The sequence below is a fragment of the Microvirga sp. RSM25 genome (assembly GCF_044784385.1).
Lineage (GTDB): Bacteria > Pseudomonadota > Alphaproteobacteria > Rhizobiales > Beijerinckiaceae > Microvirga > Microvirga tunisiensis.
In genome coordinates this window covers 684077-701755 of sequence record NZ_CP173039.1, presented here as the reverse complement: position 1 = coordinate 701755, position 17679 = coordinate 684077, and the positions used below count along the sequence as shown (strand labels likewise).

The following is a 17679-nucleotide window of genomic DNA, read 5'->3' as shown; positions in this document are numbered from 1 at the left end:
CCTAGGTCGAACTCCTATCCCCGGGGAGTTCCAGGATGGCTCTGAGGCCGCCCGTGGGAGAAGCGTCGAGCCTCAGGGAGCCGCGATAAAGGGCTGCCAGATCGCTGACGATGGAAAGCCCCAGGCCCGAGCCGGGCTTGGTTTCATCGAGGCGGCGGCCGCGCTTGAGCACCTCCTCTCGCGCCGCTTCCGGCAGGCCCGGCCCATCGTCGTCGATGAGCAGGCGGAAACGGGGCCGGTTGTCCTCGCGCACGATCTCGACCGACACCTCCACCTTATTCGCGGCCCATTTGGACGCGTTATCGATGAGATTGCCGGCCATCTCTTCCAGGTCCTGCTTCTCGCCGCGGAAGCGCAGATCCGGCGGGATGGCCAATGCCACCTCGAGATCCTTGTCGCGATAGATCTTGGCGAAGGTGCGGGCGAGGCCCGCGATGACGGGCTCGGCCTCCGTCAGCGTCCCAAGTGTCCCCGCAAGCGCCGCCGCGCGGGCCCGGTCGAGATAGTAATTGACCTGATCGCGCATGGTCATCGCCTGCTCGCGGACCTTGGCGGCGACATCCTCGGGCGCGTTCTCGGCCTCGTTCATGATGATGCTGAGCGGCGTCTTGAGCGCATGGGCGAGATTGCCGACCTGGGTACGGGCGCGCTCCAGGATCTCACGGTTGGTGTCGAGGAGGAGGTTCAGTTCGCCGGCGAGCGGGGAGATGTCCCGGGGATATTCGCCTGCGATCCGCTCCGCCTCGCCCCGCCGGATCGCCCCGAGCGCGCTGCGGAGATTGGCGAGCGGCCGCAGGCCGAAGCGGATCTGCAGGAGCGTGGTGAAGCCCAAGCCGATGCCGAGAAGCGCGAAGGTGACGGTGAGCGCGAAGATGAAATCCCGCACGGCCGCATCGATCTCATCGGCAGGACCCGCGACGCGGATGATGTAACGTCCGTCCTCGCCGAGATCGATGTCGCGCTCGATGAGGCGCAAGGAGCGCTCGTCAGGTGCTCGGCCGTAGCCGCGGCGGATCTGACCGAAGCGGTTGTCCCCGGAGGCGAGGTTCGGCAGTTGGCCTCCGAACAGCGACTTCGAGGACCGGATCTCGCCGAGCACCGCATTGGGCCGCGCCACCTGCCAGTACCAGCCGGACAGAGGCAGCTCGAAGCGCGGATCACCGATGGGGCCGAGATCCCGGTCAGGATCGCCCGGTCCGACGAGGTTGGACGCGAGCGTGTTGGCGTAGACGAGGAGACGTTGATCGAAAGCGCGCTCCGTGTTGTCGCGGTAGAGCGTCGAGAGGATGAGCCCTGCGATCAGCAGGATCACGAAGCTCCAGAAGACCGAAGAGACCGCAAGACGGACCGCGATGGGCCGGCTGGCAAAGCGGCGCACGAGCGGTGACAGGCCGGTCACGTCTTGGTCTGGCTCGCGTCGAGGAGGTAGCCCAGGCCTCGAACCGTCTGGATGATATCGACGCCGAGCTTCTTGCGGAGCCTGCCGATGAAGACCTCGATGGTGTTCGAATCCCGGTCGAAATCCTGATCGTAGAGATGCTCGGTCAGCTCGCCCCGCGAGACGATGCGGCCGGTATGGTGCATGAGATAGGACAGGAGCCGGTACTCATGGGAGGTGAGCTTCACCGGGTTGCCGTCCACGGCCACGCGGCCGGAGCGGGTGTCGAGCTTCACGGGGCCGCAGGCGATCTCGCTCGTGGCATGACCGGCCGAGCGGCGCAGCAGCGCGCGGACGCGGGCGAGAAGTTCTTCCATGTGGAAGGGCTTCGTAACGTAATCGTCGGCGCCCGCGTCGAACCCCTGGACCTTGTCGCTCCAGCGGTCGCGGGCGGTGAGGATGATCACGGGCGTCTTGCGTCCGTCGCGGCGCCACGCGGTCAGGACGGAAACGCCGTCCACCTTCGGCAGGCCGAGGTCGAGGATGATGGCGTCGTAGGGCTCGGTCTCTCCGAGGAACTGCCCTTCCTCGCCATCCATGGCGGTATCCACCGCGTAGCCTGCCTGTTCAAGGGCAGTCACGATCTGCTTATTGAGGGTTCTGTCGTCCTCGACAACGAGTAGGCGCACAGTTCGAGCTTTCTCTAATGGACCGATTTCACACGCCCGGAGGAGCCGTCGATCATCACCTGCACGATGCGACCATCCTTTTGCAAGACCATGATCACATAGACAAGATCATCGCTGTTGCGGCAGAGGCTGGCCCGGACCACGTCCGCCCCCGGTACCTGGCGCCGCGCCGTCATCACGGCAGACGCCGGCGCGACAACGCCTTTTGCGGCCACGGCCTCCTGCATCTCGCGCGGCGGCAGGCAATTCTTCAGGGCGGCCGCCGCGCTTTGCGCGAACGCCGCCCCCATCATGCCCCACACCGCTATGACCAGCCAAACCAGACGCATGAAAGGACCATGCCTTTGCCGCAGTGAACAAATTCTGAATGCTCTCGAAGCCGGTCACATGCGGCGAGACCGGCCCCATCCCTCTGAGAATGCTTCTAATTCAGAATCTGTTTCGTGGCCGCGATCCGGAAGATCGTCGAGGCGATGAAGCTTGCCGCGGCAACGAGCTGAACGAGCGCCTCTTCGAAAGCCCCCGTGGCGAGGGCCGAGCCGTCGAAGCCGAACAGGCCGAGAACGAGGGCCACCAGCCCGATCAGGTTGGCCCAGACGGTGCGGCTGGCGAGAATGGTCTTGGTATCGAACATGTCAAACGGTCCTTGAGGAGGAAGATGGAGGTAATGCGAGCCGGAGAGCCTGCTGCTCGACGGCGAGGACGCGCCTGCGCCAGCCGAGGCCGAAGACCGGCCAGGTGGCGAGGCGGCCGAGAAAACCGAGGCGCGCCTTCGTGAGGCGGCGGATGGTTTCCGGAACGTCGGCCCTGCGGGCCGCGCCGAGGGTGACCGGTCCGACGACCCCGTCCGCCTCAACCCCGAGAGCGGCCTGCAGCATCTTCCCGGCCCGCGTGGGGCCCGAATTGACCGCGAGGTCGAACGTGGCGAGATCGAGCCCCGGCGGAAGCTCATCGGCGCGCATCGCATCCCAATAGAGCTGCCGATAGATGGCGATCGCCTCCTTCCGGCTCAGGCGGCGGACGTCGTTGATGGATGCCGGGCGCTTTTTCGCCCGGGCGAGCGTCTCGCGGGTGATGCCGAACTTGGTCGCCCCACCCGGATCGCGGGGGTGCTGAACGAAGCCGCCCTCATGCCTCAGCACATGTTGGACGGCTTCTTCGAAGCGCGATGGAGAAGCAGTCATGCGGGTTTCCTCACAGTTCCGCCTGCAGGGCGATGAAGGCCAGGTTGCCCAGATAGAGCATGCCGACGGCTCCAGACGCGCCGCTGAAGGTGGCGCCGGCCTGAAGCCGGAGAACGATGCCGGATGAGCCGGCCGCCGTCGACGTCGTCACCGTCAGAGCTCCTGCAAGCGACACCCAGGACGCTCCGCTGTTGTTATAGAAGCCGATCTGATTGCCGTTTGGAGCTCCGTTCCACCACGAAAACCCGCTGGTCGACAACGTCGGATCGGCTCTCATCGGCACCGGCAGGGTCAACGGGAAATCGATGTTGTTGCTGGCAAAGCGCTGCCCGAGCGCCCCCACGATCGCAGGGGATCCGCCGCTGACGGCAAGGCGCTGGTAATAGCGCCGGCAGCGGAGCTCTTCGATGTCGAGCGGCACGCCCGTCCAAGGGGTTGCATGCGCTCCGACTTCCAATTTCACGCGCTTGAAGGAGCACGTGCCGGACGGCTGGAGCCGCACCGCGATGTTGCCCGTGTCGGATCCATCGAGCGTCACGCTGGCCGAGCGGCGACCAGAACCGGCCGGGATCGTGGCGGCTTTCGAACCGATGATGACAGGCAGGGGCTCTGAAGGATCTTCGACCGAAAGGGTCAAGGTCGCGCCTGCGAAACTGGCTGCGCCGATCTCGGCGGCGGCCTGGGCCACGTCGACCACCTGTTCGAGAGCTCCGGACAACGTGACCCTGCCGTCCGCTGCAAGGCCGAGCGTACAACCGCCCGGCCCGCCTTTCCAGCGATCGAACCCGTAGATGCCCGCTCCCAGCGCACCCCCGGCGAACTTGCGCTGGTTCACGAGAAAGGCCGAATTGATCAGGAGGTTCGGCCCCGGCACGTTGATGAGACCGGAGGGGAAGGATGCAACGCCCGTCCGGCGATCCACCAGCAGCGCATCACGCCACTGGCTCCCGTCGGCCGAGACCCGGATGCCGAAATCGTCGCTGCCGATCAGGCCCATTTCCGCGCGCCCGCTGAAACCACGCTGATAGAGCTGCGACAGAACGCCGGATTCCGTGCTCTTGTTGAGCACGAAGCGCAGATCGCCCGTTCCGCCCTCCTCAGCTCCCAGTGCCGCAAACAAAGCCGCATTGAGCTTCGCCGACAAGCGATTCAGATCGTCGGCCGTGGTGCCGAGCCCGAGCCGATCCAGATTATCGAGTTCTTCCGGGACCGAGCCGGTCGTCTTCCATTCGCTCCCGTCGAAAAGGACCTGCAGGTCCTCGACCTCCACATAGGCAATCCATCCGGAACGCGGTGTGAAGAAACGCCAGGCGCCGAGATCGAACAACGCGATGTTGCCCTCCTGGTGAGCGAAGGCGCCCGTCGCACCGGCGCCGACGAGGAAGCGGTCGCCTTCCGCCGGCGAGGCCGGCGGCACGGTGCGGTTGCGCTCCTTGACGGCAAGCTGCACGAGCGCGTCGAGCGCCGCGAGGGCCTCGTTGTGGATGACATGCTTCTGCGCCTGCGCTGCGGCGAGGAGCGGCAGGGAAAGGTGGGGTGTGGATTTCATCGAGTGATCTGCTTTGACAAGGAAACGAAAATCGGTGGAGGCTCGGATTGGATTCCAATGTCATCCACCTCACGTCATCACCGGCCTTGTGCCGGTGATCTCGATGGATTGAAGCGTCGCGCCTCACAGGATCGAGATGGCCGGCACAAGGCCGGCCATGACGCGGCGGGTGTCATACCCAGCGAGGCACTTCCAAAAATCGCGAGGCACTTCCAAAAACCGAACGGCCGATCAGCGTACGGCGACCGTCGCGTGCCGCTCGAAGCCGCGTCCGGCCACGGCGCTCATCTGCGCGATGCGAAGGCTGAGCGCCGATTGAGGCCCGCCGAAATCGGCGAGTTCCTCGGCGTTGCCATAGAGAATGGAAGGCTGCGTGCTCGCGAGCGTCCTCACGACAACGCCGTCCCTGAGGATGTCGATCTCATAGCGCTCCGCATCCTCGGCGAGCGGAACGTCGATGGCCTCCCAGCTGTCGCCGTTGCGGCGCGTGCGGCGCAGCCAGTCGAGGCGAATGCCGCCTGCGTCGCGATGGGCTGAAGGATGCACCGGACTGAGCGGCCTGAGGGCCTCCCGTCCGGCCGTCGCGACGATCTCCGCGACCGCGGGATCCGCATGGTCCCGGCCCGCGGGGCCGACCCTGTAGCGCCACGTCTGGCCGAGATCCTGCAGGCTCGTCGTGAGAGGCACGACGGCCTCGTCGAGTTTGACGAGCAGAGAGCCCACCGGCACCGCGCGCCCGGCCTCTACCTCCGACCCGGCAAGGCCGCGCAGGAAGCGCGAGAGGCGATAGGTGCGCTCGCCGATCATCTCGGCGCGCGCGGCGGACAAAATCTCCCACCGGCCATCCGTGCCCTGCAGGGCGAACAGGTTTCGCCCGGCGAGCGCAGCCTCGTCGTCGATGGCGCTCAACGCGCCCGAGGAAATCTCCACATCGAGCACGGCGCGCGGATCCCAGCGCCAGAGCGGACCCGGCACGAGCGCCGTCTTCGTTCGTCCGATCACGGCCGGCAGCTCGAGAATGCGGGTGGGTGTGAAGCTCGCGCCGTTGCCCGAGCGCCAGATCGTCATGGCGCCCGGCCAGGGATCCGCCACGACCGCGATGTATTGCAGAGGCGCGGGGTCGCCGAGAACGACGGCTAAGTCGAGCACGATCGCAACCGGCTTGCCGGGCACCGGCGGCGGACGTTTGACCGGTCTCGCCACGGACGAGCCCGGCCGCTCGAAGACGGCGGGCTCCACGGCCCGGGTGCCGATCTTCCGCGTCAGCCCATCGGCGATGCGCGTGATGCGATGCAGCTTTGGGCCAGCATCGGTGGGAACCGCAATCACGTCGCCCGGCTCCAGCTCGATCCGCCGGGGCGAGAGTTCGAACTCGGCGCATTCGCGTCCAGCCCACAGATCCTGCAGCCAGGTATCGGCGAGACGCTGTGCCTCCGCGCGGCGGGTGACGACGGCGCTGTCCGCCCTCGCCTCCCGGCGGCTCGAACCGGACAGCCGCCGCGATGCCACCGTGGCCCGGCGGTAATCCGTATCGCCTTCCGTGAAACCGATCTCCACCTGCTGCGGCAGTTCGGTTTCCTGCGCGCGGGTGAGCTTGAGCGAAGGCTCCTTGTCGCCGAGCACGAGATCGTCCGTTGTCAGATGCACGATTGCCCGTCCGCCGCGCCCCTGCCATGCGATGCCGCCGCCACGCGCGACGGCATCGATCCCGAAGAGACGCAGCAGAGGCTCGAGCGCCCCGCGAACCGACATGGGCCGGTCGATCACGTAGCCGTCCATGAAACCGTCGACCGGGATGGCACCGGGATCGGCAAAGCCGAAATCGCGCAGGATGCGGGCCAGCAGGCGATCAAGCGTCACGCCCTCGATCCGGCCGGTGATCCAATGACCGGTTTCCCAGTTGGGACCGTCCGACCACACGATGTCGAAATCGGGAAAGGCCGGAAACGGCCTTGCATCCCAGGCCCAGACGAAGACGTTGTCCGGATCGACCATGCGCCCGCCGTAGGACGGTGACGAAGGATTGTACTCCGATGAAAAGCCTCTCTGGGCCGGGTCGAAGCGCGAGAGGATGGCCTCCAGCGTCCGCGCCTGGGCGAGATCGTCGCGCACGCCGCGGGAGAACGGCGGATAGGCAGATTCCGACGACTTGGGATCGGGAAACACGTTCGGGCCGTTCGGCCCCTTGTCGACGGCCGGCACGCCGATTTCGGTGAGCCAGATTGGCTTCGATTTCGCCTGCCAGGACGTCGATCCGATCTCGACGCCATTCGCGCGCTCCACATGCCGGTTCGACCACCAGGAGACGAGATCCTTCGCGCGGAAGATCCACGGCTTGTCGTAGGTGCCGTCGGTAATCGGCCGGCGCGTCTGCGCCGCGCGCTCGGATGCGTTGGCGTAGTACCAGTCGAACGCCTCGCCGCTTCCCAGCCGCGTGCGCAGATAATCCACGTCGTAGATGCTGCGTGCCGCAGGCAGGTCCGCATGATCGGGACCATCGCGCCAATCCGAAATCGGCGGGTAGTAGTCGATCCCGACCGCATCGATGTCATCGCTGGCGAAGAGCGGATCGAGGGGAAAGCGCACCTCGTCACCGCCATCCAGAACATGGGCGCCGTATTCCGTCCAGTCCGCCGCATAGACGATCTTCGTGGACGCGCGAAGGATGGCGTTCACCTGCCCGGCGAGCGCCTTCAGCTTGCCGACCGCGGGATACACGCCCGATGCGGAGCGCACGCGAGTCAGGCCGACGAGCTCGCTGCCCAGGATGAATCCGTGAACGCCGCCGGCCTGCTCCGCGAGATTGGCGTAGTGGACGACCATGCGGTTGAACCCCGCGGAGCGCGTGAACCATTGCTCGATCTGCGCGGCGGCCGCACCCGTTCCATCGGGCGAGCCGCTCCTCCCCGGCGCGGGATGGCACGTGATGCGCCCGCGCCAGGGATAGGGCGGCTGGCCCGTGCCCCCATAGGGGTCCGGCAGACCGTTGCCGATGGGCACATCCATCATCACGAACGGATAGAGCACCACCTCCAGCCCGCGGCTTTTCAGGTCGCGGATCAGGCGGATGACGGATTCGTCGGACGGCGTGCCGCCGTAGGCCGGAGCCCCGTCGACGAGGGACACCGCCTTCGCATCCTCGCGCGTCAGGCCCGCGACGGACCAGGTGGCGCCGTCATTGGTCTTGGTCTTCACATCCACGCGCGGCTCGATGAGGCAGGATCCGGCGCGCAGATCGTCGCCGAACCAGCTCACCACCAGCGACACGCGCTCGAGGTTCGGACAAAGTGCCCGCAGGGCATCGAGGGACGCCTCCACGTCGGTGTCGCTATGCAACTGATGTCGGTTCTCCGGCCGCGTCTTGCCGAGATCGAGCACCTGCATCACGGGCAACGTGTCGTAGCCGAACTCGCTCGCCCCGGGGACGAGGCAGACCGCCCGGACCATGCGGTTGAGGCCGTCGACTGGGCGGATGACCTCGAAGGAGAATTGCGGCACGCGGTTGCCGAAATCCGCAAGCGGCAGGCGCTCGAACACCACATAGGCCAACCCGCGGTAGGCCGGCGCGTTCTGGGCCCCCTCCTTCGCGACGATCAGCGGATCGGCGCTTTGCGTCTCGCTGCCCGGGTGCAGGCGCATGGTGATGGCGCTGAGATCGAGCTCGCGCCCATCGGCCCAGACGCGGCGGATGAAGGCGATGCGTCCCTCGCACAGCCCCACCGCGAGATTGGCGAAATAGGAATAGGTGGTCGTCACGGTCTTCGGCCCGGCCATGCCCTTGCCGCCTTGGGCTCCGCGGTCGACATCGGTGTTCACCACCTCCTCGAGCCGCGTTGCCCAGATGAGCTGGCCGCCGATGCGCGCGCGGCCGTAAACTCGCGGAATCGGCGCACCTTCCGTGGAGGTGAGCCCGTCGATGTCCTTGAGACGCGGACCCTCGACGTATTTGGTGTTGTCGCCACCGAGCAGCGCGTTGTCGATGGCCGCACCCGCGAGCCCGCCCAGCGCCCGTCCGGCCATGGCCCCGATGGGTCCGCCAACCATGCCGCCGACCGCGGCGCCGACGGTTTGAAGAACGATTGTGGCCATCAGTTTTTGTCCGGAAAGCGAAACGCATAGGCGAGGTGGCGCCGCCACCAGGGATGGAACGCGACCTCGGCCACCGATGCGCCGTCATGGGCGTGGATCATGGTGTCGGGCGAGGTTGCAACCGCGCAGTGCTTCGCCGGCATGGCGTCGCGCCAGCGGAACAGCAGCACGTCGCCGGCCGTGAACTCATTGCACGCGATCTCGACGAGATGTTTGCGCGCAGCGGCGAGCAAGGTATCGGCTCCGGCCTCCGCCCAGTCGGGCGAATACGGCGGCGGCAATTCGGGCTCGTCGCCCATGACGCCGCGCCACACGCCGCGCAGCAGCCCGAGGCAATCGCAGCCGATTCCCTTGAGCGACGCCTGATGGCGGTAGGGCGTGCCGATCCAGGAACGGGCCTCGGCGAGGATGAGATGAGGTGTGGGCATGTTCAAAAGTTCGCTTCCAACCGAAAAGTCCTCCAGCCCTCCTCACGTCATCACCGGCCTCGTGCCGGTGATCTCGATGCGAAGGGAATGGCGTTTCACAGGATCGGGGTGGCCGGGACAGGCCCGGCCATGACGGCGAGGGACTCGCATGATGCGTCAGCCTCCGAGGAACCTGCGGAGCAGGCGTCTCGAAGGATGAGGCTGTGGGGAGATCGAGGTCCCCCGTGGCGCATCACCTGAAGAAACTCCCGCCATCCAGGCCCGGCTCGCCCTGCTGCGGGATGCGGATGATGAAGTCGTTGCCGGGCATGTGCGGGAAGCCGCGGAAGTTCACGGCGTTCCTGAACTTCGCCCGGCACATCGCATGGGTCCTGTCGCAGCCGGCTGTCACGCGGAACGTATCGCCGACCTTGATGGCCCGAGGCGCGCGCTGCCACAGGTCGAACTCGTCCGTGCCTTGAACCGCGCGATGCACCTTGATCTCGACCGAGAGGCCGGCGTTGTCGCCGCTCGTCCAGGTGAGGTTGCCAGCAGTGCACCATCCGTCCGAGAAACCGATGCCGGAAGCGGCAATGGACAACGCTCCGTCCGTGCGCGTGACGGTGCCGGTATCGGCATAGGTGGATGAAGCGAGATTGATGCCGCACCGCTCGTCGCCGAGATCCGCCGAACAGGTGGCGCGAAACAGGCGTCCACGCTCCTCGTCGAAGCGATGCATGAGCCCCCTCACCTCGGCAACGAAGCCGCCATCCGCGCGGCGGATCTCGCCGATCGAGCCGACATCGAGGAGCAGGCGCTCCTCCACGTCGCTCCAGTTGACGAGCCAGGTTTCCACGCTCGCATCGTCATAGAGGCCCGAGGCGATATCGTCCTCGGTGAGACCTGCGGAGATGAGCGCGCCGGACACCTCGCCGCCGCCGATGGCGAAGCCGAGTTCGGCCGTCGCCTCCGCGGCCTCGAGCCCGGTCCGGGCCGCGTAGAGAATACCGGCGAAGGAGAGATCACGATCGTGATCGGTGAAGCCGAAGGCAATGCCGTCGCGGCGGGTGAGCTTCCAGCAATGACAAAGATTCGTCGACCCGTCCGCCAGATGGGCGGCGAGGTTTGGGGGAACGGTGCGCATGATGGTCCTTGCGATGAATGGCGAGATCTCGCTCCTCTCCCGTCGTGGCCGGGCTTGTCCCGGCCATTCCCGATGCGAAAAGACTCGGCGCTTCACACAATCGGGATCACCGGCACAGGGCCGGTGACGACGTGGAGGGTCAGCAAGACGCGACGGCGTCTAAGGAACGATCTCGATCAGCGGAATCTGTGGGATGCCGCCGGCGTCGAAGGTGGAGAGATCGATGTCGAGTTCGTCCGTGTCGAAGCGCACCGGCACGTCGAAGGCAAAGCCCGCCGTGATGACGGCGCCGGCCGGCGGAGCGGCGGTGAAGGTCACGAGGCCTGTCGCGGGATCGCAATTGAAGCCGGAGCCGACACTCTGCTCGATCCCGTCGACCGCCACCCGGACCGTTCCGCCCACCGGCTTGGCGATGGGGCGGCTGTAGGGCGCGAAGGACGAGCCGTAGGTCTTCACCAGCGGGAAGCGCGAGCTTTGCCCGTCGCCGGTGCCGATGCGCTGGTCCAGCGGCGTCGGCTCCTTGGAGGGCGGGCCGGAGCGCCAGTCGGTCCGGTCGCGGAAGCGGAAGCCGTAGAGCCGTCCGCGCCGCTCCTCGAAGAAGGCGATCACCATCTGCAACGCATCGACGGTCCTGACGCCCAAGCCCGCGTCGTAGCGGCGCCGGGACCCGGCCCAGCGGCTGTTGCGGTGCTCGCGGCCGGAGGCGAGCGTGACGATATCGGTCCGCCGCACCGGCCCGCCCCGGCTGCCGAGGCTGACATCGAGCGGGAAGCGGACCTCGTGGAATTCGGACGTCATGGTCCGTCCTTTGGAAAGATGAAACGAAAAAAGCCGGGGTGGCGTTGACGTCGCGAACCCCAGACGACTAGGAGGCAGCAGGCGATGAGCAACGCTCCCAACGACCTCGCGGAAGACTTCCCCGACAAGCGAGACCGGATTCACCAGCTCAAGACGAGCAACAATCACTTCTCGCGGCTCTATGACGAGTACAACGAGCTGAACCGCACCATCCACCGGATCGAGACCCGGGTGGAGCCCAAGCCCGAGGAGATCGAGGAGGAGCTTAAGCGCCGCCGCCTGCACATCAAGGACGAGATCATGGCGATGCTCGACGGCGCGGGCACCTGATCGACCCTTACATCCCGCGCTGCCCGCGCGAGACGGCGCGGGCGAGCGCGGCGGACACCTGCGCCTCGGAACGGCGGAAGCTTTCGGCATCGGGAGTCGAGACGTTCATGGTCACGGAGACCGGTCGCCCTCCTCCACCTGAGCGCACGCCGAGGCGCCCGTCCGGCCCGCGCGCCAGCGGCATCACCGCCTCGGAGCCCTGCTCGCCCATGAGGCCGAGCCCACGCCCGAGCGGAAAATAGGTCGGCGCACCGACCACCCCTCCTTGCGCGAACGGCATCACCATGCCGCGCGAGAACGCGCCTCCTTTCGCGAAGGCGGAGCCTCCGGCACCGAAGAGGGAACCGAAGATCGAGCCCAGCCCCTTGACGAGGCCGCCGAGCAGACCACCCCCGTCGAGCGGGAGCGATCCCTGCAGGGACCCCGTCGTCATCCCTTTCACGCTCTGGCTCAAGGCCATTTGCAGGGGCGCCAGCGCCATGCGCAGTCCCGTTTCCACAAGGGATTGTCGAACAGACTTTATAACGTTATCAAATTTCTTGCCTTCCGCGATATTCTTCGCGAAAGCATTGGACAGGGAGTCGCCGAACTTTTCGGAGAGGCCGATGAGGGTGTTGAGCTGGCGCGTCCGATCGGCCGCCATAGGGTCTTGCCCTAAGTCGGCCGGCAATCTCTTTTCGTTGGGGACCATTCGTCCATCCTACTTTATCTTTTGCTTGGCAGGCCTTCTCGGCGCCTGCAATGCTCCCGGCAAAAAGCCGGATCTGATTTTTGACGCAGGCTCGCTTACTCACGAGCAGTGGGAGCAGGCTGACAAGGAATGTAAATTCGAAGCAGCCAAAGCCGTTGCTTCGATGAAATATGGAGACGTCACCGGGGATACATTCCGAAGAATCTACATTCTGTGTGCCGAAACAAAGGGCATCAAGTTTCTCGGGACAGAGGATAAGCTCACGCGGCCGCCTGGATGAGGCATGGCTCACGGCAGCTCACTTGAGTCAGATGGCGTGTGAGCTTCCCTCATCCGGAAACGCCCCCATCAAACGCCTGAGATCGCCGTTCAGCGCCGGCTCTAACCTTCGTCCGCCATGCAATCCCTCCCACGCCGCCATCAATTCGCGCGGCGTCGCGCGCCAGAAGGTTTCCGGGCTCCACCGCAGGATGCTCAAGGCCAGCGTCAGCGCATCGTCCCAGGGGAAGGCGTGAGGCTCGCATCCTGCGGATCCGGAGGGTTTGGCGATGCGCCGCCTCCGCCGAAGGTGGTCACGAGGAGATCGGCAAGCGCCGCGGCCACCGGTTCGATCCCGTCATGCAGCGGCAGGTTCGCCACCTGCGCGTCGCTCATCGCGTGACCTCCGCCGCGCAGCGCAATGGCGAGCAACGTGAGCAGGTCGCGGCTCGACAGGCGGCCGGTGCCGAAGCGTTGGCCAAGCGCCATGAGATCCTGGACACCGAATGCGTCCTCGAGTTCCGCAAGCGCACCGAGAGTGAGGCAGAGGGTATAGCGCGTCTCGCCGAGCTGCAGCGCCACCTCGCCCCGTCGTCTGTTGGGCATCGTTTTCTTTCCTTGCTTTGTGTCATTCCCGGCCGGAGCGCAGCGGAGGGGAAGGGAATCCATAGCGCAGTGCTTGATCGTGGATCCCCTTCCCTCGCTTCGCTCGCCGGGGATGACATCCGCCACGTCATGGCCGGCCTTGTGCCGGCCATCCGATGTCGTGAAACGCGACGCTCGTCTTTATCGGGATCACCGGGACAAGCCCGATGATGACGTGGAGAGTCAGTGTCTTTCAAGCGGCCGGATGCGCGCTCACAACGCCACGAACGTCAGCGCGCCCGCCGACTCGAACGCCATCTCGAACGTCACTTCGCCCGCATGGTCGCCGCGATATTCCAGGCTGGTGATCTGGAACGGACCTTCGATGCGGCCGAAATCGGGAATGACGATCTGGTAGGTGAGAATGTCGCCGTCGAAGAAGACCTGGCGCATGCGCGCGTCGGATGCTTCGTCCTTGAACACGCCGGAACCCGAGATCGACGCACGGCGCACGCCGACGCCGGCCAAGAGCTCGCGCCAGCGCCCGACGGATTCCGCATGGGTCACGTCCACGGTCTCGGCATTGAAGGCGATCTGGCGCGTGCGCAAGCCCGCCACGGTGACGAAGCCATTACTGCCGTCGCCGATCTTGACGAGCAGGTCCTTGCCCTTCTGAGCAGGCATGGGATGTCCTTTGTTCGAATGAGGGAAGCTGAATGTGCGTGAGAGGCCTCTTGCAGGCAGGAATGGGAATTCCCCACGTCATCACAGGCCTTGTGCCGGTGATCCCGATCCCACTCACTGCCCTGATCCTGAGGAGGATTGCGTGAGCAATCCATCTCGAAGGAGGATCCAGTACTCTCCGGACACTCCTTCGAGACGCAGACTTCGTCTGCTCCTCAGGATGAGGGTTGTGGTTCTTGAAGCCATGGATGGCCGGCACACGGCCGGCCATGACGGGAAGGTCTCACCTCTCACGCCACCTCCGTCACCGCGCGCAGGCGTAAGGTGACGCGGGTGAGTTGGGTGTCCTTGTCGCGCTCGGAGACGAGCTCCGTGACGCGCAGGTTGATGAGGCGGTGTCCGTCGAGCGCCAGCGACGCTTGGTCGAGAATCGCGTCGAACCGCTCGGCGACCGCAAGCGCCGTTCGCGCGCCGCCGCGCTCGGACCACACCACGATCCCGAGATCCTGCTCGTGGCCGCGGTCGTGATCGGTGGACCAATCCGTCGCGCGGACATCCGAGAACAGCGCATAGACCGGCTCGGAGCCCCGCGGCGGCTCGTCGTAAAGGCGCAAGGCGCCGCCCATGAGCGCACGCAGGTCCGCATCGAGCGCGGCCGCATCCAGGATCGCGCGGCGCAAGACGAGAACGGGGCTCGTCATGCCCGCATCTCCTCGACGAGGCAGACGAGATCGCGCTTCGATCCGTCCGGATCGGCCGTCGTGCGGATGGCGAAGCGGCGCAGGCCCGAGGTCAGGCGCATGGCACCGGTCACGCCCTCGCGATAGCGCAGGGTGATGCGATGCGTCAGGCTCTGCTCGGGGCGGTCCGCGCGCACGCGCTCGGCTCCTGAGAGCATTTCGATGGCGCCCCAGATCTGGGGACCGGACGTATAGGTGCGAATGACGCCGCCGAAACCGTCGGGCCGCTCGAGCGGCATTTCGAGCACGAACCGGCGCGCCCGCGCACCGATGGGAATGGGTTTGGTTCTCATGGAAAGATCTTTGGGAGGATAGGAAAGCGTACGGACCGCAACGTCATGTTTGGCCTCGTGGCGGGAATCTCGACTTGGCGAAACACAGTGCTCTTCCGACCGGGATGGTCGGGACGAGCCCGGCCATGACGTGGAAAATGTCGTTCCCGTTCGAGCTGACACACTCCCCTCGTCATCACCGGCCTTGTGCCGGTGATCCCGATTGATCGAGGCGCGGCGCTTTTCCGCATCGGGATGGCCGGGACAGGTCCGGCCATGACGTGGTGGATGTTGTTCCCGGAATGACAATGAGGGAGCGCTAAATCCGCGCCCTTTGAAACGGCGCCACCAGGGCGAGCGCCTCGGGCGGCAGGATCTGCTCGCCCACGACGTCGCCCCGATTCTCGAACCAATGGGCGACGAGAATGCGGATCGCGAGCTTCAACGTAGCCGGCACCGCATCCGGTGCGGCGCCATAGCCGGCCCGCAATTCGATGGAGATGCCGTTCCTCGGCTTGCCCGGCTCAGGAATATCGGCAACGGCGATGCGCGGCGGCTCGCTCAAGGTGTCCGTATCGAAGGCGCTCGCCGGAACGTCGGACGCGGTGCCCGATGCATCCGTCACCTTGATGCCGTCGACCGCGATCAGCGGCGAGAGGGGCAGCAGGATCGTCCCGCCGGCGGGCCAGCGATCCAGCACCACGCGCCAGTGCTGCTCGATCAGGATACGCCGTGACGCCGCCTCGACCATGAGGCGGGCCGCCTTGACGAGCCCTGTGATCAGCTCGTCTTGCGTACCGTCATCGTCATCGACCCGAAGATAGGCCTTCATCTCCTCAAGCGTTATGGGCTCGACGGCGGGGCCGCTGATGAATATGGGAATCATCGTAACAGGAATCCTTATGAGTCATGCAACGTCTGGTTACGCTCTGTCTTGCCCTGTCGCTCGTGGCGACACAGGCGAATGCCATCGTCGGCGGCGCCGAGGATGAAGGTCCCCTCGCCCGCCAAAGCGTGATGGTCTTGGGCTCGAACGGCGGTGTCTGCAGCGCCGTGGTGCTGGCGAAGGACGTGGTGCTCACCGCCGCACACTGCGTGACGGGCGCCGCCGAGCACCGGGTGCATTTCCGTGACGAGACCGGCGAGCCCGTGCTGATCACGCCCGCCGCGAAGGCGGTGCATCCCGGCTACAACGCGAAGGCCATCGAGACCCGGCAGCGCTCCATCGATCTCGCCCTCGTGCGCATTCCCGAGGCCCTGCCCGCCCGTTTCGAGCGGGCGACGCTCACAGCGGCAAAAGTCCCGGAGAACAATCCTGTCGTCGTTGGGGGCTATGGTTTGTCCCGCGAGGGCGACGCGAAAACCTCCGGCACATTCCGCACCGCATCCCTGACGGCGGTCGAGCCCTACGGCCCGAGCCGGATTCTGCTGTGGGCCGAGGGGTCAGGCACGGCGAGCGCATGCCAGGGCGATTCCGGCGGTCCGATGGCGTCCGGAACGACGGTCGCTGCCATCACAAGTTGGTCATCGCCGGTCAAAGGCCGAAGCTGCGGAGGGCTGACGCAGGGCATCCTCGTCGGACCGCAGCGCGCGTGGATCGACAGGATCCTGAAAGGCTGGAATCGCGCAGCATTGTGGAGCGGCAGCGAATAGACCATCCGGTTCAACAGTGGGATGCACTTTCGAGTCCTCTCCTCTGCTGTTAGGGCATCGTCGATGCGCTCCTCAGAGTCTGGCCCATAAACCTCTGTCCTCATCCTGAGGAGGTGCAAAGCGCCGTCTCGAAGGAGGATCCAGCATGCACTGGAGGCGCCCTCGTCCTTCGAGACACCGCCTTCGGCGGCCCTCAGGATGAGGGCTCAGGTCTGAAGGCAATTTCGAACCTGCCTCTCAGGAACAAGCATCGAGAAGCCCCAGAAGTGGGATCCACCTTTGCGTCCTATCCTCTGTCGTTAGAAATTCATAAGGGAACGGAACTATCCTGACGGCCAAGACCTTGCCTTAAAAAATCCCTCCCCCACACGGCATCATCATCCCATGCGCGCTCTGCCAGCCCTTGCTCTTGCCGTCGTCACCCTTTTCGCCACTCCCGCATGGGCCGTCCTGCAAGGCGCCACCTCGCGCGATCCGAACGGGCTGCGGCGATCGGTGGTGTCCATCGAGAGCTCCACCGGCGAACTCTGCTCCGGTGTCGTGGTCGCACCCGATCTCGTGCTCACCGCCGCCCATTGCATGACGGATCGGGCCGCCTATCGAGTCACGGCCCTCAACCGCGCCTTCAGGCAACAGCGCTTCAATGTCGCCGCGCTCGCCGTCCATCCCACGTTCGTGCCCGGCACGACGCCGCGCACCCAGCCGGGGATCGATCTGGCCATTCTCAAGCTCGATCGGCCGCTCGGCCCCGAGTTCCTGGCCCTCGACCCGACCCAGGCGGGCCGGATCGACGTGGGCGACGGCGTGACGATTGCAGGGTTCGGCGTGTTGTCCGAGCGGGTCAGGCGCACCGCCCGGACGCTTCGCCAGACCAACCTGGTGTCGCTCGGTCCCATCGAGGTCGCCAATCGCGTGCTGATCGTCGTCGATCGTAACCGGCTGGCGGAAACGGCCGGAGCCGGCGCCTGCCGGGGCGATTCCGGCGGGCCGATCCTGGCCGCGACCCAGACAGGCTATCTGCTCTACGGCATCACGAGCTGGTCGAGCGGCCCCTTGCGAAGCCGCCAGCCGAGCGCCTGCGGCGGCCTCACGGCCGTCACTCCGATCGTCGAGCATCTCGGATGGATCGCGTCGAGCATGCGCAGCCTCAACGGCAGGAACAGCGCATGGACAGGGAATTGAGTTCGTCTCTGCACCGCACCGCATAGCGCGGGCCTCCGTGTCATTC

General features: G+C 65.9%; 20 protein-coding genes. 3 read left to right on the top strand and 17 right to left on the bottom strand.

Going from position 1 to position 17679, the window contains the following annotated elements:
• Window position 1 precedes the first annotated feature (1 nt).
• The 10 genes from ACD578_RS03280 to ACD578_RS03235 all read right to left on the bottom strand — a co-directional run bounded on the left by ACD578_RS03280 (window position 2) and on the right by ACD578_RS03235 (window position 11238).
• The gene (locus ACD578_RS03280; protein ID WP_404290830.1) at window positions 2–1399 is read right to left on the bottom strand and encodes a sensor histidine kinase; all 1398 of its coding nucleotides are present in this window, start codon (window positions 1397–1399) and stop codon (window positions 2–4) included.
• Window positions 1396–2067 carry a response regulator transcription factor gene (locus ACD578_RS03275; RefSeq protein WP_162002980.1) on the bottom strand — a complete coding sequence of 224 codons (672 nt, stop codon included), beginning with the start codon at window positions 2065–2067 and terminating at the stop codon, window positions 1396–1398. Before ACD578_RS03275 ends, ACD578_RS03280 begins: the two co-directional genes overlap by 4 nt.
• A gap of 14 nt (window positions 2068–2081) precedes the next feature.
• Window positions 2082–2396: a PepSY domain-containing protein gene (locus tag ACD578_RS03270; protein WP_152712453.1), complete on the bottom strand. Its 315-nt coding sequence runs from the start codon at window positions 2394–2396 to the stop codon at window positions 2082–2084.
• Window positions 2397–2491: 95 nt separating this feature from the next.
• Window positions 2492–2701, bottom strand: a complete 210-nt coding sequence (locus ACD578_RS03265; protein WP_152712451.1) for a hypothetical protein — start codon at window positions 2699–2701, stop codon at window positions 2492–2494.
• Between the two features lies 1 nt (window position 2702).
• The gene (locus ACD578_RS03260) at window positions 2703–3251 is read right to left on the bottom strand and encodes a glycoside hydrolase family 108 protein (RefSeq protein WP_404290827.1); all 549 of its coding nucleotides are present in this window, start codon (window positions 3249–3251) and stop codon (window positions 2703–2705) included.
• A gap of 10 nt (window positions 3252–3261) precedes the next feature.
• Window positions 3262–4800 (bottom strand): DUF2793 domain-containing protein, encoded by a 1539-nt coding sequence (locus ACD578_RS03255; protein ID WP_404290825.1) that lies wholly within the window; start codon window positions 4798–4800, stop codon window positions 3262–3264.
• Between the two features lie 231 nt (window positions 4801–5031).
• Window positions 5032–8889 (bottom strand): glycoside hydrolase/phage tail family protein, encoded by a 3858-nt coding sequence (locus ACD578_RS03250; RefSeq protein WP_404290823.1) that lies wholly within the window; start codon window positions 8887–8889, stop codon window positions 5032–5034.
• Complete coding sequence (locus ACD578_RS03245) at window positions 8889–9317, bottom strand: NlpC/P60 family protein (protein ID WP_404290821.1); 429 nt, start codon at window positions 9315–9317, stop codon at window positions 8889–8891. The genes ACD578_RS03250 and ACD578_RS03245 overlap by 1 nt, the downstream gene beginning before the upstream one ends.
• A 232-nt stretch (window positions 9318–9549) precedes the next feature.
• On the bottom strand, window positions 9550–10440 hold the full coding sequence (locus ACD578_RS03240; protein ID WP_404290819.1) for a DUF2163 domain-containing protein: 891 nt from the start codon (window positions 10438–10440) through the stop codon (window positions 9550–9552).
• Between the two features lie 159 nt (window positions 10441–10599).
• Window positions 10600–11238 carry a TIGR02217 family protein gene (locus ACD578_RS03235; protein WP_404290817.1) on the bottom strand — a complete coding sequence of 213 codons (639 nt, stop codon included), beginning with the start codon at window positions 11236–11238 and terminating at the stop codon, window positions 10600–10602.
• 84 nt (window positions 11239–11322) lie between these two features.
• Here ACD578_RS03235 and ACD578_RS03230 point away from each other — a divergent pair, with 84 nt between their 5' ends.
• On the top strand, window positions 11323–11568 hold the full coding sequence (locus tag ACD578_RS03230; RefSeq protein WP_404290815.1) for a YdcH family protein: 246 nt from the start codon (window positions 11323–11325) through the stop codon (window positions 11566–11568).
• 7 nt (window positions 11569–11575) lie between these two features.
• Here the strand turns inward: ACD578_RS03230 and ACD578_RS03225 are convergent, their stop codons facing one another.
• The 7 genes from ACD578_RS03225 to ACD578_RS03195 form a co-directional block, all read right to left on the bottom strand.
• Window positions 11576–12259, bottom strand: a complete 684-nt coding sequence (locus ACD578_RS03225) for a phage tail tape measure protein (RefSeq protein ID WP_404290813.1) — start codon at window positions 12257–12259, stop codon at window positions 11576–11578.
• Window positions 12260–12566: 307 nt separating this feature from the next.
• Entirely contained in the window at window positions 12567–12737 is a 171-nt protein-coding gene (locus ACD578_RS03220) for a phage tail assembly chaperone (protein WP_404290811.1), read from the bottom strand.
• Between the two features lie 8 nt (window positions 12738–12745).
• A complete protein-coding gene (locus ACD578_RS03215; RefSeq protein ID WP_404290809.1) occupies window positions 12746–13123 on the bottom strand; it encodes a gene transfer agent family protein in 378 nt (125 codons plus the stop codon).
• A 252-nt stretch (window positions 13124–13375) separates the two neighbouring features.
• Complete coding sequence (locus ACD578_RS03210; protein ID WP_404290807.1) at window positions 13376–13786, bottom strand: phage major tail protein, TP901-1 family; 411 nt, start codon at window positions 13784–13786, stop codon at window positions 13376–13378.
• A 290-nt stretch (window positions 13787–14076) separates the two neighbouring features.
• Window positions 14077–14487: a DUF3168 domain-containing protein gene (locus ACD578_RS03205; protein WP_404290805.1), complete on the bottom strand. Its 411-nt coding sequence runs from the start codon at window positions 14485–14487 to the stop codon at window positions 14077–14079.
• A complete protein-coding gene (locus ACD578_RS03200) occupies window positions 14484–14819 on the bottom strand; it encodes a phage head closure protein (RefSeq protein ID WP_404290803.1) in 336 nt (111 codons plus the stop codon). The genes ACD578_RS03205 and ACD578_RS03200 overlap by 4 nt, the downstream gene beginning before the upstream one ends.
• Before the next feature lie 298 nt (window positions 14820–15117).
• Window positions 15118–15684 carry a head-tail connector protein gene (locus tag ACD578_RS03195; RefSeq protein ID WP_404290801.1) on the bottom strand — a complete coding sequence of 189 codons (567 nt, stop codon included), beginning with the start codon at window positions 15682–15684 and terminating at the stop codon, window positions 15118–15120.
• A gap of 23 nt (window positions 15685–15707) precedes the next feature.
• On the opposite strand from ACD578_RS03195, the gene ACD578_RS03190 reads away from it, so the two are divergent.
• On the top strand, window positions 15708–16451 hold the full coding sequence (locus tag ACD578_RS03190; RefSeq protein ID WP_152712425.1) for a trypsin-like serine protease: 744 nt from the start codon (window positions 15708–15710) through the stop codon (window positions 16449–16451).
• A gap of 384 nt (window positions 16452–16835) precedes the next feature.
• On the top strand, window positions 16836–17633 hold the full coding sequence (locus ACD578_RS03185) for a S1 family peptidase (protein WP_404290799.1): 798 nt from the start codon (window positions 16836–16838) through the stop codon (window positions 17631–17633).
• Window positions 17634–17679: the final 46 nt, after the last annotated feature.

What these genes read in the sequence shown, in the direction of transcription:
- ACD578_RS03270 (WP_152712453.1), bottom strand. Translation starts at nt 2,396, where the DNA reads ATGCGTCTGGTTTGGCTGGTCATAGCGGTGTGGGGCATGATGGGGGCG.
- ACD578_RS03265 (WP_152712451.1), bottom strand. Translation starts at nt 2,701, where the DNA reads ATGTTCGATACCAAGACCATTCTCGCCAGCCGCACCGTCTGGGCCAAC.
- ACD578_RS03260 (WP_404290827.1), bottom strand. Translation starts at nt 3,251, where the DNA reads ATGACTGCTTCTCCATCGCGCTTCGAAGAAGCCGTCCAACATGTGCTG.
- ACD578_RS03255 (WP_404290825.1), bottom strand. Translation starts at nt 4,800, where the DNA reads ATGAAATCCACACCCCACCTTTCCCTGCCGCTCCTCGCCGCAGCGCAG.
- ACD578_RS03250 (WP_404290823.1), bottom strand. Translation starts at nt 8,889, where the DNA reads ATGGCCACAATCGTTCTTCAAACCGTCGGCGCCGCGGTCGGCGGCATG.
- ACD578_RS03245 (WP_404290821.1), bottom strand. Translation starts at nt 9,317, where the DNA reads ATGCCCACACCTCATCTCATCCTCGCCGAGGCCCGTTCCTGGATCGGC.
- ACD578_RS03240 (WP_404290819.1), bottom strand. Translation starts at nt 10,440, where the DNA reads ATGCGCACCGTTCCCCCAAACCTCGCCGCCCATCTGGCGGACGGGTCG.
- ACD578_RS03235 (WP_404290817.1), bottom strand. Translation starts at nt 11,238, where the DNA reads ATGACGTCCGAATTCCACGAGGTCCGCTTCCCGCTCGATGTCAGCCTC.
- ACD578_RS03230 (WP_404290815.1), top strand. Translation starts at nt 11,323, where the DNA reads ATGAGCAACGCTCCCAACGACCTCGCGGAAGACTTCCCCGACAAGCGA.
- ACD578_RS03225 (WP_404290813.1), bottom strand. Translation starts at nt 12,259, where the DNA reads ATGGTCCCCAACGAAAAGAGATTGCCGGCCGACTTAGGGCAAGACCCT.
- ACD578_RS03215 (WP_404290809.1), bottom strand. Translation starts at nt 13,123, where the DNA reads ATGCCCAACAGACGACGGGGCGAGGTGGCGCTGCAGCTCGGCGAGACG.
- ACD578_RS03210 (WP_404290807.1), bottom strand. Translation starts at nt 13,786, where the DNA reads ATGCCTGCTCAGAAGGGCAAGGACCTGCTCGTCAAGATCGGCGACGGC.
- ACD578_RS03205 (WP_404290805.1), bottom strand. Translation starts at nt 14,487, where the DNA reads ATGACGAGCCCCGTTCTCGTCTTGCGCCGCGCGATCCTGGATGCGGCC.
- ACD578_RS03200 (WP_404290803.1), bottom strand. Translation starts at nt 14,819, where the DNA reads ATGAGAACCAAACCCATTCCCATCGGTGCGCGGGCGCGCCGGTTCGTG.
- ACD578_RS03195 (WP_404290801.1), bottom strand. Translation starts at nt 15,684, where the DNA reads ATGATTCCCATATTCATCAGCGGCCCCGCCGTCGAGCCCATAACGCTT.
- ACD578_RS03190 (WP_152712425.1), top strand. Translation starts at nt 15,708, where the DNA reads ATGCAACGTCTGGTTACGCTCTGTCTTGCCCTGTCGCTCGTGGCGACA.
- ACD578_RS03185 (WP_404290799.1), top strand. Translation starts at nt 16,836, where the DNA reads ATGCGCGCTCTGCCAGCCCTTGCTCTTGCCGTCGTCACCCTTTTCGCC.